General features: G+C 66.2%; 25 protein-coding genes. 7 read left to right on the forward strand and 18 right to left on the reverse strand.

The window, feature by feature from the left end; genetic code table 11:
• Window positions 1-70: 70 nt before the first annotated feature.
• From tatB to sigE, 4 genes are all read right to left on the reverse strand, one after another.
• Window positions 71-505 (reverse strand): Sec-independent protein translocase protein TatB, encoded by a 435-nt coding sequence (gene tatB / locus FOS14_RS00455; protein WP_143768295.1) that lies wholly within the window; start codon window positions 503-505, stop codon window positions 71-73.
• Window positions 506-527: 22 nt separating this feature from the next.
• Complete coding sequence (locus FOS14_RS00460) at window positions 528-2,009, reverse strand: S1C family serine protease (protein ID WP_143768596.1); 1,482 nt, start codon at window positions 2,007-2,009, stop codon at window positions 528-530.
• A gap of 85 nt (window positions 2,010-2,094) precedes the next feature.
• Window positions 2,095-2,463 carry an anti-sigma factor gene (locus FOS14_RS25385; protein ID WP_143768296.1) on the reverse strand — a complete coding sequence of 123 codons (369 nt, stop codon included), beginning with the start codon at window positions 2,461-2,463 and terminating at the stop codon, window positions 2,095-2,097.
• Window positions 2,463-3,080 (reverse strand): RNA polymerase sigma factor SigE, encoded by a 618-nt coding sequence (sigE, locus tag FOS14_RS00470; protein WP_143768297.1) that lies wholly within the window; start codon window positions 3,078-3,080, stop codon window positions 2,463-2,465. The genes FOS14_RS25385 and sigE overlap by 1 nt, the downstream gene beginning before the upstream one ends.
• Before the next feature lie 330 nt (window positions 3,081-3,410).
• Here sigE and FOS14_RS00475 point away from each other — a divergent pair, with 330 nt between their 5' ends.
• The 4 genes from FOS14_RS00475 (at window position 3,411) to FOS14_RS00490 (ending at window position 7,451) form a co-directional block, all read left to right on the forward strand.
• The gene (locus tag FOS14_RS00475) at window positions 3,411-4,043 is read left to right on the forward strand and encodes an O-methyltransferase (RefSeq protein ID WP_143768298.1); all 633 of its coding nucleotides are present in this window, start codon (window positions 3,411-3,413) and stop codon (window positions 4,041-4,043) included.
• 129 nt (window positions 4,044-4,172) lie between these two features.
• Window positions 4,173-4,844, forward strand: a complete 672-nt coding sequence (locus FOS14_RS00480) for a TetR/AcrR family transcriptional regulator (protein WP_143768299.1) — start codon at window positions 4,173-4,175, stop codon at window positions 4,842-4,844.
• A 1-nt stretch (window position 4,845) separates the two neighbouring features.
• Window positions 4,846-5,754, forward strand: a complete 909-nt coding sequence (locus FOS14_RS00485; RefSeq protein ID WP_143768300.1) for an ABC transporter ATP-binding protein — start codon at window positions 4,846-4,848, stop codon at window positions 5,752-5,754.
• Window positions 5,755-5,837: 83 nt separating this feature from the next.
• Window positions 5,838-7,451, forward strand: a complete 1,614-nt coding sequence (locus FOS14_RS00490; RefSeq protein ID WP_143768597.1) for an ABC transporter permease — start codon at window positions 5,838-5,840, stop codon at window positions 7,449-7,451.
• 207 nt (window positions 7,452-7,658) lie between these two features.
• On the opposite strand, the gene glgC is transcribed toward FOS14_RS00490, so the two are convergent.
• Complete coding sequence (gene glgC, locus FOS14_RS00495) at window positions 7,659-8,873, reverse strand: glucose-1-phosphate adenylyltransferase (RefSeq protein WP_143768301.1); 1,215 nt, start codon at window positions 8,871-8,873, stop codon at window positions 7,659-7,661.
• Between the two features lie 128 nt (window positions 8,874-9,001).
• On the opposite strand from glgC, the gene glgA reads away from it, so the two are divergent.
• Entirely contained in the window at window positions 9,002-10,180 is a 1,179-nt protein-coding gene (gene glgA, locus FOS14_RS00500; RefSeq protein WP_143768302.1) for a glycogen synthase, read from the forward strand.
• On the opposite strand, the gene FOS14_RS00505 is transcribed toward glgA, so the two are convergent.
• The 10 genes from FOS14_RS00505 to dapE all read right to left on the reverse strand — a co-directional run bounded on the left by FOS14_RS00505 (window position 10,147) and on the right by dapE (window position 18,535).
• The gene (locus FOS14_RS00505) at window positions 10,147-10,998 is read right to left on the reverse strand and encodes a putative RNA methyltransferase (RefSeq protein ID WP_143768303.1); all 852 of its coding nucleotides are present in this window, start codon (window positions 10,996-10,998) and stop codon (window positions 10,147-10,149) included. The two genes, glgA and FOS14_RS00505, sit on opposite strands and share 34 nt — an antisense overlap.
• Before the next feature lie 61 nt (window positions 10,999-11,059).
• Window positions 11,060-11,227 (reverse strand): DUF3117 domain-containing protein, encoded by a 168-nt coding sequence (locus tag FOS14_RS00510; protein WP_143768304.1) that lies wholly within the window; start codon window positions 11,225-11,227, stop codon window positions 11,060-11,062.
• Between the two features lie 168 nt (window positions 11,228-11,395).
• A complete protein-coding gene (locus tag FOS14_RS00515) occupies window positions 11,396-11,965 on the reverse strand; it encodes a DNA-3-methyladenine glycosylase I (protein ID WP_143768305.1) in 570 nt (189 codons plus the stop codon).
• Entirely contained in the window at window positions 11,962-12,270 is a 309-nt protein-coding gene (locus tag FOS14_RS00520) for a DivIVA domain-containing protein (RefSeq protein ID WP_143768306.1), read from the reverse strand. Before FOS14_RS00520 ends, FOS14_RS00515 begins: the two co-directional genes overlap by 4 nt.
• Window positions 12,271-12,457: 187 nt before the next feature.
• Window positions 12,458-13,396, reverse strand: a complete 939-nt coding sequence (locus tag FOS14_RS00525) for a glucosyl-3-phosphoglycerate synthase (RefSeq protein WP_143768307.1) — start codon at window positions 13,394-13,396, stop codon at window positions 12,458-12,460.
• Window positions 13,393-14,271 (reverse strand): dihydropteroate synthase, encoded by an 879-nt coding sequence (gene folP / locus FOS14_RS00530; protein WP_143768308.1) that lies wholly within the window; start codon window positions 14,269-14,271, stop codon window positions 13,393-13,395. The genes FOS14_RS00525 and folP overlap by 4 nt, the downstream gene beginning before the upstream one ends.
• Window positions 14,272-14,299: 28 nt before the next feature.
• The gene (locus FOS14_RS00535) at window positions 14,300-16,075 is read right to left on the reverse strand and encodes a long-chain-acyl-CoA synthetase (RefSeq protein WP_143768309.1); all 1,776 of its coding nucleotides are present in this window, start codon (window positions 16,073-16,075) and stop codon (window positions 14,300-14,302) included.
• 2 nt (window positions 16,076-16,077) lie between these two features.
• Window positions 16,078-16,641 carry a TIGR00730 family Rossman fold protein gene (locus FOS14_RS00540; RefSeq protein WP_143768310.1) on the reverse strand — a complete coding sequence of 188 codons (564 nt, stop codon included), beginning with the start codon at window positions 16,639-16,641 and terminating at the stop codon, window positions 16,078-16,080.
• Complete coding sequence (locus FOS14_RS00545; RefSeq protein WP_255450007.1) at window positions 16,638-17,300, reverse strand: TIGR00730 family Rossman fold protein; 663 nt, start codon at window positions 17,298-17,300, stop codon at window positions 16,638-16,640. Before FOS14_RS00545 ends, FOS14_RS00540 begins: the two co-directional genes overlap by 4 nt.
• Before the next feature lie 140 nt (window positions 17,301-17,440).
• A complete protein-coding gene (gene dapE, locus FOS14_RS00550; protein ID WP_143768312.1) occupies window positions 17,441-18,535 on the reverse strand; it encodes a succinyl-diaminopimelate desuccinylase in 1,095 nt (364 codons plus the stop codon).
• A gap of 108 nt (window positions 18,536-18,643) precedes the next feature.
• Here dapE and dapD point away from each other — a divergent pair, with 108 nt between their 5' ends.
• A complete protein-coding gene (gene dapD, locus FOS14_RS00555) occupies window positions 18,644-19,588 on the forward strand; it encodes a 2,3,4,5-tetrahydropyridine-2,6-dicarboxylate N-succinyltransferase (protein WP_143768313.1) in 945 nt (314 codons plus the stop codon).
• A gap of 62 nt (window positions 19,589-19,650) precedes the next feature.
• Here dapD and FOS14_RS00560 read toward each other — a convergent pair whose 3' ends face one another.
• Window positions 19,651-20,124: a nuclear transport factor 2 family protein gene (locus FOS14_RS00560; RefSeq protein ID WP_143768314.1), complete on the reverse strand. Its 474-nt coding sequence runs from the start codon at window positions 20,122-20,124 to the stop codon at window positions 19,651-19,653.
• Between the two features lie 40 nt (window positions 20,125-20,164).
• Between FOS14_RS00560 and FOS14_RS00565 the strand changes: the two genes are divergently transcribed.
• On the forward strand, window positions 20,165-20,983 hold the full coding sequence (locus tag FOS14_RS00565; RefSeq protein ID WP_143768315.1) for an enoyl-CoA hydratase: 819 nt from the start codon (window positions 20,165-20,167) through the stop codon (window positions 20,981-20,983).
• Here FOS14_RS00565 and FOS14_RS00570 read toward each other — a convergent pair.
• Window positions 20,980-21,420 carry a PPOX class F420-dependent oxidoreductase gene (locus FOS14_RS00570; protein WP_370512134.1) on the reverse strand — a complete coding sequence of 147 codons (441 nt, stop codon included), beginning with the start codon at window positions 21,418-21,420 and terminating at the stop codon, window positions 20,980-20,982. The genes FOS14_RS00565 and FOS14_RS00570 overlap by 4 nt on opposite strands.
• Before the next feature lie 13 nt (window positions 21,421-21,433).
• Window positions 21,434-22,834 (reverse strand): acyl-CoA synthetase, encoded by a 1,401-nt coding sequence (locus tag FOS14_RS00575; RefSeq protein ID WP_143768317.1) that lies wholly within the window; start codon window positions 22,832-22,834, stop codon window positions 21,434-21,436.
• Window positions 22,835-22,837: the final 3 nt, after the last annotated feature.

Here is a 22,837-nt window from a genome sequence, read left to right on the forward strand (position 1 = left end):
TTTGCAAAGCTCAACACTCACAGCCTACGACGCCGAGGTCACGATCCGACAATCGCTTCAGTGACGAGTGTCAGGTGGCGTCCGGGTCGATCGGCGGCACTTCTCCCGACTTCAGCGGCTTGTTGCGATACGGCTGCGCCGTAGGCGCTGGCGGAGGCGTCACGGGCTGACCGTTATGGCCGTTGGTGGCTGGGTGTTCTCCGGTGAGCCCGTCGAACGCGCTGGTCAGGAATGAATCGTCGCCGTCGAACAGGTGCTTGGTGATGACCGTGCGCGGATTCATGCCACGCAGCTTGCTGATCTCCGAGATCGGCTGGCGCAGGTCTTCGAACTCGGGGCCGAGTTCGTCCTTGAGTTGCTGCGTCGCACCGCTGGCATAGTCGCGAACCTGACGTAGCGCTTGGGTAACCCAGCGGATTGCGCCGGGCAATCGCTCCGGGCCGAGAATCACCAGCGCCGCAATCAGCAGCACCAACATCTCGCCCCAACCGATGTTGCCGAACACCCGAACTCGCCCTGCCTCTTGCCTAGTCTGAGGCCATTGTGACCTGGACGTCGACAGTACGCCCGTCACGAACGAGCTGTACCGGCACGGTCGCGCCGATGGTCTGCGACTGCACCGCAACAACCAGCTCGTCCGCGCTGGTGACCTGGCGGTCACCGACCTTGGTGATCACGTCACCTTCGACGATGCCGGCCTGCTGCGCCGGGCTACCGGCCTTCACGTTTGCCACCTGCGCGCCGCTGGTGGCCTCGTTGACCACCGAGCGCGCGTTCACCCCCATTTGCGGGTGATGCATGGTCCCGGTGTGGATGAGCGCTTGGGCGACCCTGGTGACCTGGTCGATAGGGATGGCAAAGCCCAGACCCACCGATCCACCGCTCTGGCTGCGAATCGCGCTGTTGATTCCGATGACCCGGCCACCGGCGTCGATCAGCGGACCACCCGAGTTACCGGGGTTGATCGACGCGTCTGTCTGCACGGCGTCGATGACGGCGTCGGTGTCGGTACCTTCGCCACTGAGCCGGACTGGGCGGTGCAGGGCGCTCACGATGCCGGAGGTGACGGTCTTGCTCAACCCGAGGGGCGAGCCGACCGCGATGACGTCTTCGCCGACTGTCACATCCTTGGATTCACCGAGCTTGGCGACGGTCAGGTTGTTGGCATCCACCTTGAGCACCGCGAGGTCCGTCTTGGTGTCACGGCCGACGATCTTGCCGGGCACCTTGGTGCCGTCGGAGAAGATCACCTGCAGATGGCCGTTCTTCTCGTCGTTGGCGACCAGCGAGATGACGTGGTTGTTGGTGACGATGTAGCCCGCACCATCGATGACCACGCCCGATCCGGTGGCCCCGACGTCACCGACCGAAGCCTGTATCGACACCACCGAGGGCAGCACGGCGTCGGCGACCTTGCCCACCCAGCTCTTCGGGGTGGCTCCGGCGCTTTCCTGAGCGAGTTCGACCTTCTTGCTGGTCAGGTTCGTGCCGGCCTCCGCCGTGAGGCGGCCGACGAGTCCACCGACCACGCCGATCGCCAACGCGACGGCGGCGAGGACGGCCAGCGCCTTCGGCGCCACCCGGCTACCGAACAACACCTCACGCACACCCAACTTGGGCGAGGGCGGCAATTCCGGACTCTGCGGCGTGGCCAGTGCCGGCGGGCCGAGCCGCGCCCCGGACTCCGGGTCACGCCACGGATCCTGCGGAGCCCCAGACTCCGGCCCTGGGCTCTCGGCATCGGGATCGCGCTGAATCGATTCCGTCTCCCCCGGCGGGCGGCCGAATGCCTCGGCCAGCACCGGGTCCGGCGGTCGCACGCTGAACTCCGGCGGATTATCCGCGCGGCGACCTATGGGCAGAAAGGAACCGTCGACGTCCTTGGGCCGGCCGAAGGCCCGCGTGAAAGACTCATCGATTTCCGGCCGGTACACCGGACGCGGCGCAAGTACGGGCGCGTCGCTGGGCCGTAACGGTGACTGCGGTGTGCGGCTGTCCGCTACCGCAATGTTCTTACCCGAGGCGCTGCCGGACCCTTGCTCAGCCTCCGCGGGCGGCTGCGGCTTCGGAGTATCGGATGTCACGGAGCAAACTCTACTTGCGCCAAGGCAGCGTCCAGCGCTTGCTCTGCGCTGGCAGGTCGCTGCCCTGGTTATGGCACATGCCGAACTCCCCGAGCGGTATCTGACGCAGCGTTCCCAGCAGCGACATCGGCATCGACACCTCGGGCGCCCGGCGCAGCGCACACCGCGCCTGCTGTTGTGCCTCGACCTCCGCCGCACACTCGGGACACACCGCCAAATGCTGGGCCGCGCGCAGATAGGCGTTCAGGCGCAACTCACCGTCGACGTAGGCGGCGATCGCCTCGGTGGCAAGGTGCTGAGTAGACCCGAAGCGATGATGACCTGCCGCTGAGCCAGGCGACGAAGAGGTAGTGCGGCGATCTTTGCCCGCCTGCGTCATCAATTCCTCCCTGCGCTTGCGACCCTCTCGTCAACGTCGAGTGCCAAGTATTCCCGCAATGCCTGCCGACCACGGTGGATACGGCTGCGGACAGTGCCGAGCTTCACACCCAGTGTGGCACCGATTTCCTCATACGACAGGCCTTCGATGTCGCACAACACGACCGCGGCACGAAACTCCGGGGCCAAGGAATCCAGCGCAGCCTGCAGTTGTGGGTCCAGGCGCGCGTCGTGATACGCCTGCTCCGGGCTCGGGCCATCGGCCGGCACCCGGTCGTAGTCCTCGGGCAGCGACTCCATGCGGATGCGACTGCGGCGACGCACCATGTCGAGGAACAGGTTCGTGGTGATGCGGTGCAACCAGCCCTCGAAAGTGCCTGGTTGGTAGCTCGACAGCGAGCGGAACACGCGGATGAAGGTTTCCTGCGTGAGGTCTTCGGCGTCCTGCGCATTACCGGAGAGCCGGTAGGCCAGCCGGTACACCCGGTCGGCGTGCTCGCGAACCAGCTCATCCCACGACGGCATAGCCGCCTTGTCGCCGGTGGCGTCGAACGCGGCCGTACCCGTGAGGTGCTCGCCGTCGGTGTTGATCCCCGGTTCGAGGTTGGCCACGTCGATGTCGTGGGGGAAGTCGTCGGGCAGGTTCGAAAAGTCGCGCGTCGTACCGTCGGCAGCAGTCGGGACCTGGTGGATGGGAGCAACCTCCTGTTCGGGACGGCCAGTCGCGGCGAAATTCCGTTATCTGGCGCATCGCGCTTGGTTCAACCCGGCGGGTTGCCGGAATATTCCGGATTCAAACCGCTTGCCGAATACCTTCGACTACCGCGATATGGACGGCGTGTGAAGAACCTGAATGTCGCCTGAGAACTTTGTCTCGCGCGGTTTCGCCTGCACGTCGAGTGCGCGCCTCGCCGATAACCGCAGCCGCGGAGGATAGCCTTTGGTTTCGTGGCTATCGATGCACAGCGAACGCTTGCCTACGTCGAAGAATCTGTCGTCGAGGACGAGGTGCTGGTTGCCGCGCGCGAACGCGCGGTCGATCTACGCGCCGAGCCGGTGGCACCCTCGGTCGGCGCCATGCTCAGCATCTTTGCGCAGATGCTGGGCGCGAAAGCCGTGGTAGAGGTCGGTACCGGCGCCGGTGTCAGCGGCTTGTGGCTGCTAGACGGCATGCGCGAGGACGGCACGCTGACCACCATCGACCCCGAACCCGAGCACCAGCGCGCCGCACGCGAGGCCTTCCGTGCCGCCGACATCGCGTCTTCGCGGACGCGGCTGATCAACGGCCGCGCGCTCGAGGTACTGCCCCGGCTCGCTGATTCCGCGTACGACCTCGTGTTTATCGACAGCTCACCGGTCGATCACCCCATGTACGTCGAGCAGGGGGTGCGGCTGCTGCGGCAAGGCGGGCTAATCGTGTTCCACAATGCGCTGCTCGACGGCCGAGTGACCGACGCCGCCCAGCGCGACCCCGTCACGCTCGCCGTCCGTTCGGCTGCGCGAGCCATCGCCGAGGACGATCGGCTGACCAAGGTCTTGGTGCCCGTGGGCGACGGGTTGTTGTGCGCGTCGCGTAACTGAGCCCGCTGTAGTCACCTCGGGCCGCGCGGTCTTTTGCGCTCACGCACGCCCGCGAAGTGCCGCAGCACCGCAATTCAGCGCGCGGCACACTCTTGCGCCCACTTTGAACAAGTGTTTAGTATCTTAAACATGCGTTCAACGACGCTCGGCCGAGCGGCCGACGGCGACCTGACCACCCGGGCGCGGATTCGCGACGCGGCCATCGAGGTGTTCGGGGAACGCGGTTTCGCCACCGGCGTGCGCGCCATCGCCACCGCCGCCGGTGTGTCCCCCGGCTTGGTCAACCACCACTTCGGTTCCAAGGACGGCCTGCGTGCCGAGTGCGACGCTTACGTGCTGGAGTCAATCCGCGCAGCCAAGTCGGAGTCCCTGCGCAATCCGACGCCGGCCGGTCTGCTTGCCGCGCTCGCCGACATCGAGGGCTTCGCGCCGGTGGTCGCGTATGTGGTCCGCAGCCTGCAAACCGGTGGCGCACTGGCGGTATCACTGTTCGAGCAGATGGTGGCCAACGCCGAACAGTACCTGGCCGAAGGGGTCGAGGCGGGCACGTTGCGGCCGAGCCGCGACGCTACGGCCCGGGCCCGTTACCTCGCCACGACCGGTGGCGGCGGCCTGCTGCTCTTCCTGCAACTGCGCGCCGATTCCGGCGGCCGGATCGACTACCGAAAAGCACTGCGGGAGTATGCCGACCAAATGATGTTGCCCGCCCTCGAAATTCACACCGAGGGGTTGCTCACCGATTCGATGATGCTCGACACATTGCTCGACAAGCCCACACCTCGCCCCGGCCAAGGAGATTGAGATGAGCGTTATCGACGTGGCAGATCTGCACAAGAATTTCGGGCATGTCCGCGCGCTCGACGGTCTCGATCTTGCGGTGTCCGAGAATGAGGTGCACGGGTTCCTCGGACCCAACGGCGCCGGCAAGTCCACCACGATCCGAATTCTGCTCGGCGCGCTACGTGCCACGTCGGGCACGGCCCGCTTGTTCGGCTGCGATCCGTGGTCGGATGCTGTCCCACTGCACCGCGAAATAGCTTATGTTCCTGGCGATGTCACGCTGTGGCCGTCGCTGTCGGGTGGTGAAACCATCGACCTGCTGGCCCGGATGCGCGGCGGGCTGGACCAACGCCGCCGCGCCGAGTTGATCGAGCGTTTCGACCTCGACCCGCGCAAGAAAGCGCGCAGCTACTCGAAAGGCAACCGCCAGAAGGTCGCGCTCGTGTCCGCGTTCTCCTCCAACGCCAGGCTCCTTTTGCTCGATGAACCGACATCTGGCCTGGATCCGCTGATGGAGCAGGTTTTTCGCGAATGCGTCATCGAAGCGCGCGAGCAGGGCGCCACCGTGTTGCTGTCCAGCCACATCTTGTCCGAGGTGGAAGCCCTGTGCGAGCGGGTCACCATTATCCGCGCGGGTAAGACCGTGGAGACCGGCTCGCTTGCCTCGATGCGCCATCTCAGCCGCACGTCGATCACCGCCGAACTCCTTGGCAACGCAGGCGATCTCAGCCGAATCCCCGGCGTCGCAGACGTCCAGATCGACGGCCACACGCTGCACTGCCAGGTCGACAGTGAGCACCTCGGCACGCTCATCCGTGTGCTTGGTGACGCAGGCGTCCGCAGCCTGGTCAGCCAACCGCCGACCTTGGAGGAACTGTTCCTGCGCCACTACCAAATCGACCCGAACGCATCGGAGAAGGTGACGGCGTGACCACCGGCCCGAAGGCGATCGCGAGCCAGCGTCGCAGCGAAGCGAGTGTCAGCCGAGGCACCCGCCGCCCGGTCGGTGGCCGAATTGTACGGGGCCGCAACGATTTCGCCGGCACCGGCCAACTGCTCCGGCTGTTCCTGCGCCGCGACCGCTTCATCGCACCGCTGTGGATCCTGCTGCTTTCAGTGCCGCTGTCCACCGTCTATGTCGGCAGCATCGAAAAGATCTATCCAGCAGCGGCGGATCGGGCACAGTTTGCCGCGTCGATCATGTCCAGCCCGGCCCAACTGGCCATGTATGGGCCGGTGTACAACACGAGCCTCGGCGCCGTCGGCATCTGGAAAGCCGGGATGTTCTACACGATCATCGGTGTCGCGGTGATCCTCACCGTCATTCGGCATACCCGGGCCGAAGAGGAAACCGGTCGGGCCGAGCTCGTCGACTCGACGGCCATCGGACGCTACGCGAATCTCACGGCTGCACTCATGCTGGGTTTCGGCGCATCACTCGCCACCGGGCTGATCGGCACAGCCGGATTGCTCACCACCTCCGTACCACCGGCCGGATCACTCGCATTCGGACTCGCGCTCACCGGTGCTGGATTGGTGTTCACGGCCGTAGCCGCCGTCTCGGCGCAACTGAGCCCCAGCGCCCGGGTCGCACGCGGCATCGCGTTCGCGGTGCTCGGCGCCACGTATGCGTTACGCGCGATCGGTGACGCCAGTTCCGGTGCCACCGACGGCATGTCGCTGTCATGGCTGTCGCCGCAGGGCTGGTCGCTGCAGGTGCGGCCCTACGCGGGTGACCGTTGGTGGGTGCTGGTACTGCATCTGGTCACCACCACCGCGCTCACCACCGTCGCATTCGCGCTCCTGCGCCGACGCGACCTCGGCGCCGGTTTGATCGCGGAACGGCCCGGCGCTGCGGCTGCTGGACCGACGCTCGGCGGCACCATGGGACTGCCTTGGCGATTGCAGCGCGGGACGCTCGCGGCCTGGACCGTCGGGCTGGGCATCTACGGCCTGCTGATCGGCAGCGTCGTGCATGGAATCGCCGACGAAATCGGCGGCTCGTCGACAATCAGCGACCTCGTCACCCGCATCGGCGGAACCCAGTCGTTGGAGAATTCCTTTGTCCGACTGGGCTATCTGATGCTTGCCGTCGCTGCGTCGGCCTATGCCATCTCCGCCGCGCTTCGCCTACACAGCGAGGAGTCGATGCAGCACGGTGAGACGATTCTCGCCGCTGCGGTGGCGCGAAATCGATGGGCCGCAAGCCACATCGCGTTCGCTGTGCTCGGACCGGTGCTCATGATGGTGACGGCCGGTTTGGTGGGCGGGGTGGCCTACGGGCTCGCCGCCCACGACCTGGCCGGGAAGATCACCGACGTGCTCGGTGCCGCCCTGGTCGGCCTACCCGCGATCTGGCTGCTGCCGGCGATCACGGTCGCGTTGTTCGGTCTCGCGCCGCGTTGGACGCCGCTGGCGTGGGGCGTGTTGACGGCCTTTGTCGCGCTGTTCCTGCTCGGTTCGATCTCTGGTTTCCCGCATTGGATGCTCGACCTGGTGCCCTTCGCGCATACTCCACCGATTCCGGGCGGAGCTTTCAGCGCGGCGCCGTTGGCCTGGCTGGTCGCGCTCGACGCGGTTGTCTTCGCGTTGGGGCTTACCGCCTTTCGGCAACGCGATTTGCGCTGAGTTTGCCCACGAAGCGGCCGAACTGTGACGCGCCGAGACCGCCTTGTTCTGGAATCGAAACCGGCATACCGTCATCTTTTGGGCAGCAAGTCAACGGAGGTCGTCATGATTGGTTGGGCGCTGGTCGGGGCGGGAAACATAGTTCACTGGGTTGGCAACCTGCTGACGTGGATGGGAACCGGATTCGGGCCCTTCCCGGGCTAGGCGTTAGATCCACACGCCTTTGCCGATAGTGACCACACCGCCGGCGCTGACGGCGAATCGTTCGCGGTCGCGTTCGAGGTCGACACCGATGATCTCGCCCTCACCGACCACGACGTTCTTGTCGAGGATGGCGCGGCGCACCACTGCGCCACGACCGATTCGCACGCCGGGCATGAGGACGCTGCCCTCAACCGTCGCGCCGTCGTCGACGATCACATTCGAGCTCAATACCGAGTTGCGCACCGTCGCCGCCGACAGGATGCTGCCGGCGCCGACCACCGACTCCTGAGCCAGCCCACCCTGGACGAACTTGGCCGGCGGGTGGTTCTCCGACGCCCCGCGGATCGGCCAGCGTTTGTTGTACAGGTTGAACACCGGGTGCACGGACACCAGGTCCATGTGCGCGTCGTAGAACGCGTCGATTGTTCCCACGTCGCGCCAGTAGCCGCGATCGCGATCGGTAGCGCCGGGAACGACGTTGTCCTTGAAGTCGTACACGCCCGCCTCGCCCGCGGCGACCAGCGCCGGAATGATGTCCCCGCCCATGTCGTGATCGGAATCGGAGTTCTCCGAATCGGCCCGGATAGCGTCGACGAGCACCTTCGTCGTGAACACATAGTTGCCCATCGAGGCGAACGTCACGTTCGGGTCGTCCGGTGTGCCCGGCGGATGGATCGGCTTTTCCAGGAATTGCGTGATCCGGCCCGACTCGTCGGAGTCGATGCAGCCGAACGCCGACGCGGAACTGCGCGGCACCCGGATGCCGGCGACCGTGACTCCGGCCCCGGAATCGATGTGGTGCGCGACCATCTGTTCCGGGTCCATGCGGTAGACATGGTCCGCGCCGAATACCACTATGTACTCGGGGTCCTCGTCGTAGATGAGGTTCATCGACTGCAGGATCGCGTCGGCGCTGCCCGTGTACCAGCGCGGCCCGAGCCGCTGCTGGGCGGGAACCGGGGTGATGTATTCGCCGGAAAATCCGGACAGCCGCCAGGTCTGCGAAATGTGGCGGTCGAGCGAGTGCGATTTGTACTGCGTGAGTACGCAAATGCGCAGATAGCCGGCGTTCACCAGATTGCTCAGTACAAAGTCGATGAGGCGGTAGGCCCCGCCGAATGGAACTGCTGGCTTCGCCCGGTCCGCGGTCAGCGGATACAGCCGCTTTCCCTCTCCTCCGGCGAGCACGATCCCGAGAACGTGCGGCTGACTCCTCACAGAATCCAACCTATCCGCCCGACCCGCGCCGCCGCCATAAGGGGCGCTTTCGAAGTTGCGCGTGTGCGCGGGGCGTCCGGTCAGGAGGCGGCTCGCTCGAATTGTCTCGGAGGAGATACGTTTAGCCGGTGCGCGTGGCGATGATGACTCGGGAGTATCCGCCAGAGGTGTACGGCGGCGCCGGTGTACACGTCACCGAATTGGTCGCGAATCTGCAGCCGTTGTGCATGGTGGACGTCCATTGCATGGGCGCACCGCGCCCGGGGGTGCACGTACACGAGCCGGACCCGGCGTTAATGAACGCCAACCCGGCGCTGCGCACCTTGTCCACCGAATTGCGGATGGCGGCTGCGGCCGGCGGTGTCGATGTGGTGCATTCGCACACCTGGTACGCCGGACTCGCCGGACACGTCGCGGCGGCCTTGTATGGCGTGCCGCACGTGGTCACCGCCCACTCGCTCGAGCCGCGCCGACCGTGGAAGGCCGAGCAACTCGGCGGCGGATACCGCATCTCGTCATGGTCGGAGCGCAACGCGATGGAGTTCGCCGACGCCGTCATCGCAGTCAGCGAAGGCATGCGCCTCGACGTCCTCGACGCCTACCCGGCGATCGATCCTGCTCGGGTGCGGGTGGTGCACAACGGTATCGACACTGACGTCTGGCACCCTGGTCCGCCCGCCGCCGGACGAGCAAGTGCGGTCGAGCATTTCGGCATCGACCTCGACGCCCCGATCGTCGCGTTCGTGGGGCGGATCACCCGCCAGAAGGGCGTGCGCCATCTGCTGGCCGCGGCCCGCGACTTCGACCCGGCCATCCAACTGGTGCTGTGCGCCGGCGCGCCCGACACCGCCGAACTCGAAGCGGAGGTTGCCGAGGCGGTCGCCGAGCTCGCCCGGACCCGCGCCGGCGTGCACTGGATCCGGGACATGCTGCCGATCGAACAGGTCCGACAGATCCTCTCCGCAGCAACCGTTTTCGTCTGCCCCTCGGTGTACGAGCCGCTCGGAATCGTGAACCTCGAAGCGATGGCCTGCGAAACCGCGGTGGTTGCCTCGGATGTCGGAGGGATTCCGGAAGTCGTCGCCGACGGCGTCACCGGACGCCTCGTGCACTACAACAGCCGCGAACCACGCGCGTTCGAGAAGCAGCTGGCCGAGGCGGTCAACGAGATTGCCTGCGACGCTTCGGTCGCCACGACGATGGGTCGCGCGGGTCGCGAGCGGGTGATCGCCGAATTCGGCTGGCCCGAAATCGCGCAACAAACCCTCGCCGTCTATGCGGACGTGATCGCCATGCGCGGTCGATAGGTCTGCAGCACCACCGATACGGTCACCGTCACGGGATTCGGCAGCCGCGCTATCCGTTCGGCACGCTCGCCCGGACTCATATGAAACGCGGACGGTCCCATCGCGACCACGTCATCGACGGCGCCGTGGTCGAGTTGCACTGCGTGTTCGATGAGGCGCCGCTCGCACCGCTCGAACGTGGCCGACATCGTCTCGCTCAATCGCGCCGCCTTGTTCGTGTCGACGGCGACCATGCCGAGCGGGTCAATCAGCTCGGCGAGGTGGCGTGGAGTCGGTGTGACGACGACGAAAGTGCCCTCGGACGTGAGCACCCGCCGAATCTCCGCGGTGTTTCGCGGGGCAAAGATCGACAGCGCCACGTCGATGCTGTTGTCGCGCAGCGGTAACCGTTGCCACCCGTCGGCGACCACCGCGGCCAGCCGGGGATGCATACGGGCCAGGCGTCGCCCGGCGGGTTTGGCGACGTCGATGCCGATGCCTACCGCATCAGGTCGCGCATCGAGTACCGCCGCGACGTAGTGCCCGGTCCCCGCTCCCACTTCGAGCACCGTGCTGGGCGAGCCGGTCGCGTCGAGAATCGCTGCGGTGATCGGAGCGAAGTGGCCGCTGTCGAGAAATCGGCCGCGGGCCGCGAGCATGTCTGCGGTGTCACCGCTGAATTTGGGGGCACCGACGGAGAGGCTGACGTAGCCCTGCCGGGCCACGTCGAAGCTGTGGCCGCGCACGCACAGCAACGCACCCGAATCAAGATCGATCGAACTGCGGCACACCGGACACTCGAGCAGTGCTGCTACCGCGGCCAGTGGCGAGTCGATCATTGGAAAATCACGTTGAAAGACCCCGTGCGCCGCTGCGGCACACGGGGCCGGAATGGAAGAACTATCCGGTGACGCCCTTGAGCTCGTCGCCGAGCGCAGCAGCTTCCTCTGGGGTGAGCTCGACTACCAAGCGGCCCCCGCCCTCGAGCGGAACGCGCATGACGATTCCTCGTCCCTCCTTGGTTGCCTCGAGGGGACCGTCCCCGGTGCGGGGTTTCATGGCCGCCATGCTCTGCTCCCTCCAGATTCTGCGCCGCCGCGTTGCCAGCGCTCGTCTTCGTTGTCACACCCAAAATTTGCGGGACTCGCCGACGATGCGACGAGCCTCGATCCATCATTCTTCCCTATTGCCGGAACTAGCGGGTAGTTGGCCGTGCAGATCGCCCGGCAAATCGACTTACCGGGACGTTGCCGGCACGGCCACCCAGCAGTCCGCAAGGTGATCATCGACCATGCCGACTGCCTGCATCAACGCGTAGGCCGTGGTGGGGCCGATGAACTTGAATCCGCGGCGCTTGAGTTCGGAGGCCATCGCCGTCGACTCCGCAGTGATGGCCGGTACCTCGGCGACGGTGCGGGGCCGGGTGACCGATCGCGGCGCGAACGACCACAGCAACTCGTCGAAGTCGGCGACGGACTCGGCGATAATTCGCGCGTTGTGTACACACGCGTTGATCTTGGCGCTATTCCGCACGATCGCTGGGTTATTGAGCAGTCGGTCCACATCCGACGCGCCGTACGCCGCGACGCGATCGACATCGAAGCCGTCGAATGCTGCACGCAGCGCCTCCCGCTTGCGCAAGATGGTCAGCCACGACAGGCCGGACTGAAACGCCTCGAGGCATAGCCGCTCATATAGGGCATCGCGGCCATGCAGCGGCCGGCCCCATTCGAAGTCGTGATAGTCGCGGTAGAGGGTCGACTCGTCCACCCACGGACAGCGCGACCGCTGATCCGGATCGGTCATCGCGATTCCTGTCCGTGGTCGGCCGACTGTGCCTCACTCACCTGCCCACGCAACGTGTCTATCTCGGCCGCGAGCCGAGCGAGCGCCCAATCCACCTCGCTGGCCTTGTAGCCGCGCACGACTTGCTGAAAGCGCAAGGCACGGACGTCGTCACCCGTGACATCGGCAGCGGGTAGGACAGTGGGTGTGGTGCCCGGCGGCAGCGGCGGCAGCTCCTCCGACCTACCGAACACCGCTGAGGCGACCAGGAACAGGACCGTGGCGACAAGGCCGACGATCACCACATACATCAGTATCGTGAGCATGGTTCGATACTGGCACGGCCTGCCGACAAGTTCGGGTCTGAGCTGGGCCGGGGCGCAACTGTGCGAACAAAACTCGCGCCTTGGGACGGGATCCCGTCGCTAGGGTCCAGTTTTGTTACACGAGTTGCGCACGTGGCGGTCAAAAATGGCCCTACGGCCCTACGGCCGCAGTACTAAATTCGCGGCCCTACGGCCGCAGTGTCCGCATGGGCGGCCGGTCCTCGAGCGACACATCGGTACGCACCGGCTCGATCGAATCCCCGCGCAACGGGAACTGCAGCAATGCAGCACCCGAATCCTTGACCCCGCAGCGGCCTAGCACCGTCCCGACGATCTGCCGGCTCATCACGCCAAGATCCGCCAACGGACGGTTGCGGTGTTTGCGGACGCCGAGGTTGACCTGCGCAATTGCAGAGAGTCCGAGCCGGTCGTAAGTATCGAGCAGCAGCCCGATCTCGACGCCGTACCCCGGCGCGAACGGCACCGATGACAGCAATTCGCGCGTGCCGGCGTACTCCCCGCCGAGCGGTTGCAATACTCCCGACAGTTCGGGGCGCATCGCGGCGAGCAACGGCCGGGCCACCAACTCCGTCACCCGGCCACCGCCATCCGGGTCCACCGTGCCGCGGTTCTGCAGCGGCCGCCGGTAATAGCCTTTCACCAACTCGATACCGTCGACCGTCAACAGCGGACCGAGCAGTCGAGGCACGAACGACGGGTCAGGATCTATCAGGTCGGAATCGATGAATGCGATCACGTCACCGGTTGTCGCCGCCAACGACCGCCACAGCACCTCGCCCTTGCCTGGTGCTGGTTCAAGCTCCGGTAAGGCCTGCTCGCGCGAAATCACGGTTGCGCCGGCGGCACGGGCGCGGGCAGCGGTGTCGTCCACCGATCCCGAGTCGAGCACGACCAGCTCATCCACCAAGCCGCCGAGCAGCGGATGGATCGAATCCACCACCCCACTCACCGTCAGCTGCTCGTTGAGCGCCGGCAACACGACCGAGACCGTACGGCCCGCCTTGGCGGCCACCAACTCCGGAATTGTCCAGGCCGGCTGCTCCCAGGTATTCGCCGCCACCCAGTCCTGTTGGTCGAGCTCAGACCAAATCTCGGTGATCGTCATGCCAGACCTCGAACCGTGCGTCGGGGTTGCCGGGTACCCCGGATGGCAGCGACCATGTCGACCACCCGACGGGTATGGGCAACCTCATGCACCCGGAAGACCCGAGCGCCGGCCGCGGCAGCCAAAGCTGTTGCCGCCAACGTGCCCTCCAATCGCTCGGTCAGTTCCACGCCAAGAGTCTCCCCGATGAAGTCCTTGTTGCTGAGCGCCATCAGCACGGGCCAGCCGGTATTCACCAGAACGTCGACCTGCCGTAACAGCGCCAACCCGTGGTAGGTGTTCTTGCCGAAGTCGTGCGTCGGGTCGATCAGAATCGCGTCGGCCTTCACACCCAGCGAATGCGCACGCTCGGCCGCAGCCACCACCTCGGCCACGACCTCGGCCACCACATCCGCGTAACGCACCCGATGCGGCCGTGTCCGCGGTTGGGCTCCACCGGTATGGCTGCACACGATTCCCACGCCCAACTCGGCCGCCACCTCGACCAGCTCCGGATCGGCGCCCGCCCAGGTGTCGTTGATCAGGTCGGCGCCTGCCGCGCACGCCCGCCGGGCAACTTCACTGCGCCAGGTGTCGATACTGATGATCAGCTGCGGGTACGCGGAGCGAATCGCCGCGACAAACGGCACCACCCGACGCGTTTCCTCCTCGGCGTCGACCGTTTGGCCGGGACCGGCCTTCACTCCGCCGATGTCGACAATGTCGGCACCTTCGGCGACCGCCCGATGCACCGCTGACATGGCATCCGCGTCGGCGAAGGTGGCACCGCGGTCGTAGAAGGAATCCGGCGTTCGGTTGACGATCGCCATGACCAACGCGCGATCGGTCGCCACCGGTTTGCCGCACAGCGTCGGCAAGGGCAGCGGGACCGTCATGTTGTCAATGGTGGCATGAATCGCCGAGTCAACCCTTCGGCACCTTCCCGGCCGACACCTCGTCGACGTATCCGTCGTAGGCCTCGAGGTAGCCCTCGCCGCGGCCCTTGAGCACGTACAGCTGCCCCTCGGCGTCGGCGTCGAAGCCCTGCTTGCGCAGCTCGACCTTGCGGCTCTTGAAGGTCGAGGTCTGCTCCAGTTCGTCGACTACCCGGATGAACAGGGGTACCGCATACGACGGGAGCTGATCGTAAAGCCGCTGCGCCAGCGCCTTCCCGTCGAAGGACTTACCCTCGCGCAGCTTGATCGCGGCCATGCCTGCCTTGCCGTCCGCGCCCGGTACGTCGACACCGAAAACGACCGCCTCCTCGACCGCCGGGTCGGCCCCGACGACACCTTCTACCTCGGTGGTCGCCACGTTCTCGCCCTTCCAGCGGAAGGTGTCGCCCAACCGGTCGACGAACGCGATGTGCATCCAGCCCTGGTTGCGCACCAAGTCTCCGGTGTTGAACCAGACGTCGCCGGACTTGAAGCCGTCGCGGACGAGCTTGGATTCGGTGGCTTCCGGGTCGGTGTACCCGTCGAACGGCGCTCGGTCGGTGACCTTCGCCAGTAGCAGGCCCGATTCACCCTTGCCCACCCGCGTCAGCTTGCCCTTGTCGTTGCGCTTTGGCTCGCCCGAATCGTCGTCGTATTCAACGACCGAGTACGGCAGCGGGCACATGCCCGCCGTCCGGTCGACGTTGAGCGCGTTGACGAACGCGATATTGCCCTCGCTGGCTCCGTAGAACTCGACGATCCGCTCGATGCCGAAACGCTGCTTGAACTCGTCCCAGATCTCCGGCCGGAGACCATTGCCCACCACCAACCGAATCCCGTGCTTGGCGTCATCGGGCTTTTTCGGCTGGTTGAGCAGGTACCGGCAGACCTCGCCGATGTAGACCGCGGCGGTGGCCTTGTTGCGGTCGGCATCTTCCCAGAATTTCGACGCCGAGAACGAGCGCCCGAGCCCCAGCGTGGCACCGGCGTTCAGGGTCGCCGACAGCGCGACCGTGAGCGCATTGTTGTGATAGAGCGGTAGGCAGCAGTACATGGTGTCGTCCCCGTGCAGCCGCACCCCGAGACCGCCGAGCCCGTACATGCCCTTGACCCAGCGCAAATGGCTCATCACGCTGGCCTTCGGCAAACCGGTGGTGCCCGAGGTGAAGATCAGGAACGCCTTCTCCTTGCCGACGATCTGCTCGCATACCTGCGGGTCGGCGTCGTCGGCGCTTCCGGCCGCCTTGTGCAGGTCCTTGCTGTCGAGCACCACCTCGGCCTGTGGTTCGCCGTCGAGCGAGTCCAAGGCCTCCTGACATTCCGCCCCGGTGACCAGCACTCGGCTATCGAGCAAGCCGAGGCTGTGGTCGAGCACCTTGCCGCGCTGATTGTGGTTCAGCAGCCCGGCGGTGGCGCCCAGTTTGACCGCCGCGAGCACCACAAACATGGTCTCGGGCCGGTTCTTCATCAGGATGCCGACGACGTCTCCGCGCTTGACGCCCTTCTCGGTCAGCACGGCGGCGTAGCGGTTGACCAGCTTGTTCGCGTCGCCGTAGCTGACGGCTTCGCCCTCGAACCGCAGGAATGGGCGCTTCGGATGGCGGTGCGCGGCCTTCTGGAACACCAGGCCGACCGAGTTCTTGGTGTCCGGGCCGGTGAGCAGGCCCGTCGCGCTGGTAGCCATCCCGGGCAGGTCGCCGATCATCGACGGAAGCTGGCGCGCGAGGTCGAAGATGCTGATTTTCTGGCGGGCGCTTGTCGCCATCACTACTCCTCTTTTCCGGTCACAACGCAGGCATCCAACGCCGCCGCGACAGTACTGGTCCGCGTCAACATATCCATGGCCTCGGGGCGCACGAACCCGTTGGCGGCGAGGTCATCGATCCACTCGAGCAGCCCTCGATAGTGTCCGAATGGGTCCAGGATGACCATCGGTTTACGGTGCATACCGAGGTATCCCCCGGTCCACGCTTCGAAAAACTCTTCGAGCGTGCCGATTCCGCCCGGCAGCGTGATGAACGCGTCCGCCCGGTCTTCCATGATCTGTTTGCGCTGCCGCATGGTGTCGGTGACGATGAGCTCGTCGGCATCGACGTCGGCAACTTCGCGATGGACCAGCATCTTCGGGATGACGCCGACAGTGTGCGCACCGGCGTCCCGCGCCGAACGCGCGACCACCCCCATCATCGAGACATTGCCGCCGCCGGACACCAAGTGCCAGCCGCGACGGCCGATTTCGGTTCCCACCTCGGCGGCAAGGTCAAGGTATTCCTGGCGTTGGGTGCCCGACGCGCAATACACGCATACCGCCAGCGCACGGTTCGGCTTCACTGGCGCGACTCCGTAATGATGCGAACGACTTCGTCGACGCTGTCGGTGACATTGAGCAATTCGACGTCCGGCGGGGAGATCTTGCCCGTGGGCAGCAACGAACCCTTGATCCAGTCGAGCAGGCCCTTCCAGTACTCGGTGCCGAACAGGATGATCGGGAATCGGGTGATCTTGCCGGTCTGCACGAGGGTGAGCGCCTCGAAGAGCTCATCGAGGGTGCCGAAGCCTCCCGGCAGGCACACGAACGCCTGGGAATACTTGACGAACATGGTCTTTCGCGCGAAGAAGTAGCGGAAGTTGATGCCGAGGTCCACCCACTCGTTGAGCCCCTGCTCGAACGGCAACTCGATGTTCAGCCCCACCGAGAAGCCACCGGACTCGCAGGCGCCGCGATTGGCCGCCTCCATCGCGCCCGGCCCGCCGCCGGTGATCACCGCGAACCCCGCCTTGGCCAACGCGGCACCTATGGCACGGCCCGCGCGGTAGTCGGCGCTGTCCACCGGCGTCCGCGCCGAGCCGAAAACCGTGACTGCCGAAGGTATTTCGGCCAGCGCGTTGAAACCCTCCACGAACTCGCTCTGGATCCGCAACACCCGCCAGGGATCGGTGTGCACCCAGTCCCCGCGACCGCGCTCGTCGAGCAGGCGCTGATCGGCCATGGTCGACTCGCGGTCACGGTCGCGGCGAAGCAGGAGCGACCCGCGGTAGTAGGTCGAATTGCGCACCGGCCGCGCGGAGGTGTCCTCGCCAGTGGCCTGCTCGGCGGCCCGTCTGGCGGAGTCTTCGGCTGACATGGCGGTTAGGTTATCGACTCAGCGGTGTGCAGCGGCGCACCTCGCAGGTATCCGCCCAGCACCGCGGCGACCTCGGTGATCTGCGCGACCGGCACCCGTTCGTCGCGCTTGTGCGCCAAGTTCGGGTCGCCGGGTCCGTAGTTGACGGCGGGAACGCCGAGTGCGGCGAATCGGGAGACGTCGGTCCATCCGTACTTGGCCCGCACCTGACCGCCCGCTGCGGTAATCAGGCTTTGCGCGGCCGGGGCCGACAATCCCGGCAAGGCGCCAGCGGCGGAGTCGGTGATCTCGAATCCCACGTCGAGCCCGTCGAACACCTCCCGGACATGTGCGATCGCCTGGTCGACGGCTCTGTCCGGGGCGAAACGGAAGTTGACGTCCACCGCAGCGGCATCGGGCACCACGTTGCCCGCGACCCCGCCCTCGATCCGCACGGCCGACAATCCCTCGCGGTAACCGCACCCGTCGATGTCGACCGATCGCGGCGAGTAGCTGGCGAGCCGGTCCAACACGGCGCCGAGCTTGTGAATCGCGTTGTCGCCCAGCCACGACCGTGCCGAATGGGCGCGGACGCCGGTCGCGGTCAATCGCGCGCGCAGCGTGCCCTGACAACCGGCTTCGATGTAGCCGCCCGTGGGTTCACCAAGCACCGCGAGGTCGGCCGTCAGCCACTCGGGCAGTTCCCGTTCGATCCGGCCGAGACCGTTGAATTCCGAGGCGATTTCCTCGCAGTCGTAGAAGATCAACGTCAGGTCGTGAACCGGCTCGGCGATGCTGGCGGCAAGGTGCAAAAACACCGCGTCGCCGGACTTCATGTCGACGGTGCCGCAACCGTGCAGCACGTCGCCGTCGCGACGCGAAGGCACGTTGTCGGCGATCGGGACCGTATCCAAATGCCCGGCCAACATGACGCGGCTGCCGCGGCCCAGGTTGGTCCGGGCCAACACCGCATTGCCGTTGCGGATCACCTCGAGACCAGTCTGCTCGCGCAGCGCCGACTCCACTGCGTCGGCGATCACCTGCTCGTCGCGGGAGACGCTCGGGATGTCGACTAATGCGGCGGTGAGGTCGACGGGGTCGGCGGTGAGGTCTAGCTGCATGAGCCGAGGCCCTTCGTGAGCATCGCAGCGCAGCGAGGAGCGGAGCGAAGGACCGAGGCGAGAAGTGGTGTCACAGCCTCAGCATCGCACCCAGTAGGCTCGGCAGACGTGAGCACACTCGGCGCAGCAGCGGTAGGCATCGCAAACGTCACCTCGGACGGAACCGTTTTGGACACCTGGTATCCGGCCCCTGAGCTGGGCGATTTCACCGAGAGCGGTACCGATCGGGTGGCCGAGGTGCCCGCCGAATTCGCCGAGCTCGTCGGTCCGGACAAGGCCCGCGGCGTGGAGGTGGTCGCGGTGCGCACCACCATCGGTGACCTGGCCAAGCCGCCGATCGATGCCCACGACGTATACCTGCGCCTGCATTTGCTCTCGCATCGACTCGTGCGCCCGCACGGGTGCAACCTCGACGGCATTTTCGGGTTGCTCACCAACGTCGTCTGGACCAATCACGGCCCGGCTGCGGTGGCCGGGTTCGAGCAGGCGCGGGCCCGGCTGAAGGCGCGCGGGCCGGTGACCGTTTACGGTGTCGACAAGTTCCCGCGGATGGTCGACTACGTGCTGCCGTCGGGTGTTCGGATTGCCGACGCGGACCGCGTGCGCCTCGGCGCCCACCTCGCCGAGGGCACGACGGTGATGCACGAAGGTTTTGTCAACTACAACGCGGGCACGCTCGGCCACTCCATGGTCGAGGGCCGCATCTCGGCTGGCGTGGTGGTCGGCGACGGCAGCGACATCGGCGGTGGTGCCTCGATCATGGGCACGCTGTCCGGCGGTGGCAAGCAGATCATCTCGATCGGTAAAGGCTGCCTGCTCGGTGCGAACGCCGGCATCGGCATCTCGCTGGGCGACGACTGCGTGGTGGAGGCCGGGTTGTACGTGACCGCCGGCACCAAGGTCACCGGTCCGGACGGCGAGGTAATCAAGGCCGCCGACCTCAGCGGCGTCAACAACCTGCTCTACCGGCGCAACTCGGTCAGTGGCGCGGTCGAGGTGGTCTCCCGCGACGGCACCGGCATCGAGTTGAACGCCGACCTGCACAAAAACTGATCACCTGGCTTGTGCGTGAATTTTCACCGCGGGCGGTGAAAATTCACGCACAAGCCAGATATCTACGCCCACTTCATGACGGCCGGGCGGGCCGCCAGTTTCCCACCCGCTCGCACCCATGCACCGATCACCCGGCCGGCGTCGCGGGCCGGGTTGTAGATGTCTTCCTGCGACTTGAACAGTCCGTCGCCGCCGTAGACCAGGCGGGTGATGTTGGGAAAGGCGAACTCGGCGCCGCCCGCACCTGGGTCATCGAGGATGTTGTCGACCTCGAACACCACCGCGTCGTTCGCCTCGTCGTAGGCCACCCAGTTCTGCTCGATACGCATGTGCGGAAAAGGCGCCATGACCTCGACAATCCACTCCCGCACCGCATCTCGGCCGACAAAGGTGCCATAGGCATGCTCGATGTATTCGACATCCTCGGTGAGCCGGTCCGGAAAGCCGGTCCAGTCTCCGGTCGTCGAACAGCGCGCCACGTTGGCCTCGTAGTCACGTAACGCTTCGAATACCTCAGCGCGGTCGAACCGCCCCATTGCCCGACCTCCAAACTAGAACGTGTTCTAAGATGACTGGATGGTACACCGCCGGGGAGAGTTCATCCTCGTTGATCGTCCACGGCCGCACGTCGCGCTGGTGACGCTCAACCGCCCAGAACGCATGAACGCCATGGCGTTCGACGTCATGCGGCCACTGCGCGACGCACTCACCGAAATCAGCGACGACAACGACGTTCGGGCCGTGGTGCTCACTGGAGCGGGCCGCGGGTTCTCCTCGGGTGCGGACCAGGTTTCGGCGGGCAGTCCGGGTCGCGTGGACGGCCTCACCCGGCCGACCGTGGCATTGCGCGCCATGGAGATGCTCGACACCGTGATCCTGACGCTGCGGCGAATGCATCAACCGGTGATCAGCGCCATCAATGGCGCGGCAATCGGCGGCGGGCTGTGCCTGGCGCTGGCCACCGACGTGCGCATCGCTGGCGAAAGCGCCTACTTCCGCGCAGCCGGCATCAACAACGGGCTGACCGCGAGCGAGTTGGGACTGAGCTACCTGCTCCCGCGTGCCATCGGCACGTCGCGCGCGTTCGAAATCATGCTGACCGGACGCGACGTCTCCGCCGCCGAGGCGGAGCGAATCGGACTGGTATCGCGCTGCGTGCCCGATGATGCGCTGCTCGACGAGTGCGTGGAGTTGGCCGCGCAGATGGCGACGTTCTCCCGCCCGGGCATCGAGTTGACCAAACGGACGCTGTGGGCGGGCCTAGACGCGGGTTCGCTCGAGGCGCACATGCACGCCGAGGGCCTGGGCCAATTGCTCATTCGCCTGCTCACCGAGAACTTCGAAGAAGCGGTGGCGGCGCGAAAAGAAAAGCGGCCGCCGATGTTTCGGGATTAGCGCGCCAGTCCGTAGAACCGCTCGACCACGACCTTCATCAGCAACCGGCCATCTGCCACCATGGCGGCGCGGAACTCGTCCCAGTTGGGATGTTCCCCGTTCAGCGCCCGGTATTGCTCGACGAGCGCATCGACGGTGGCGTCATCAGGTGATTGTGCAACCGGCGAAAGCTCCGCAAGCCCCTCGGCCACCGCGTATCCCCAGCCGTCATTGGCGTTGACATGCAAACTCACTCGCGGGTCGCGGCGGGCGTTGCGGGTCTTGGCCCGGCTGTCGGTCACCGAAATCTCGAACACCCGCTCGTCCGGGCGATACAGGTACATGATGTTGGAAATCTGCGGTCGCCCATCACGTTTCAGAGTTACCAGCGCCGCGATGCGGTGCTCGGCAAACACCTGGGCAAGTGGATCGGTGCTGTCAGCTGCCATGCGGCCCACCGTACGCCGGCGGCTACCCGAGCTGACGTTTTTGCACCTTGCCCATCGCATTCCGCGGCAGCGAATCGACGAACCGGATCTCGCGTGGACGCTTGTGCGCCGACAACTGAGTGGCCACGTGCTCGATGAGGTCGGTCTCGGAAACCGTTTCGCGGGCAACCACATATCCCACGATTCGCTGCCCGAGGTCGTCGTCGGCAATGCCAACCACCGCCACCTCGGCCACCGCGGGGTGGCCCAGCAAGGCCGTTTCCACCTCGCCCGCGCCGATCCGGTATCCACCGGACTTGATCAGGTCGGTCGACGCCCGGCCGACGATCCGGTGGAAGCCATCACGGTCAATCACCGCCACATCGCCGGTGATGAACCAGCCGTCGGGTGTCTGCGATTGCGCGGTCGCGTCCGGCCGGTTGAGGTAGCCGTCGAACAGCGTCGGCGCACGAACTTCCAAGCCGCCCACCGCCTCACCGTCATGCGCCACTTGGCCGCCGCGCTCGTCGCGAAGCCGGGTCTGCACGCCCGCCAGCGGCAGGCCTACCCAGCCCGGACGCCGTTCGCCGTCGAAACGAGTGGACAGCGTGATCAAGGTTTCGCTCATGCCGTAGCGCTCGACCGGCGGCTGCCCGGTGAGCTCGGCCAACCGCTCGAACACGGGCACGGGCAGCGGCGCACTGCCCGAAACCAGCAGCCGCGCCGACCGCAGGGCCTGCGCCGACGCCGGGTCCTCCACTACCCGCGACCACACCGTCGGCACGCCGAAGTAGAGGCTGCCGCCCGCGGCGGCGTAGACCTGCGGCGTCGGCTTACCGGTGTGAATTAACGGACTACCCACCCGCAGTGCGCCGAGCACACCGAGGATCAGTCCGTGCACGTGAAAGAGCGGCAGTCCGTGCACCAGTACGTCATCGGCAGTCCACTGCCACGCCTGAGCCAGCGAATCAAGGCCGGCCGCGATGGCCCGACGACTCAACAACACGCCCTTGGGCGGGCCGGTAGTGCCGGAGGTGTAAAGGATGAAAGCCGTCGCGTCGTCGGCCGGTTCCGGGTAGCTGTGCCACGACCGGGCGTGCAGCCGCACCGGGATCGCCGGCAGCTCCGAGCCGGGCGGAGCCTCACCAAGCCACGCCTGGGCACCGGAATCGCCGAGAATGTGCGCGAGTTCCGCCGGTCCTGAATCGGGCGGCACCGGGACGACCGTGACGCCCGCGATCAGGCAGCCGGTGACCGCGATGACGGTCGCGGCGGTCGGTCGGGCCAGCACCGCGAGGCGATCGGCGCGGGCGATTCGTTCCGCCACGGCCGTCGCGGCACCGAGAACGTCGCTGCGGGACAGCGTCACCCCATCGATCGTGGCGGCGTTCGGAATGTCGGTGCCGCGCGCCACCGACAACGGATTCAGCGAGGCCAGCAACACGCA

The organism is Skermania sp. ID1734 (genome assembly GCF_007489285.1).
Classification (GTDB): Bacteria; Actinomycetota; Actinomycetes; order Mycobacteriales; family Mycobacteriaceae; genus ID1734.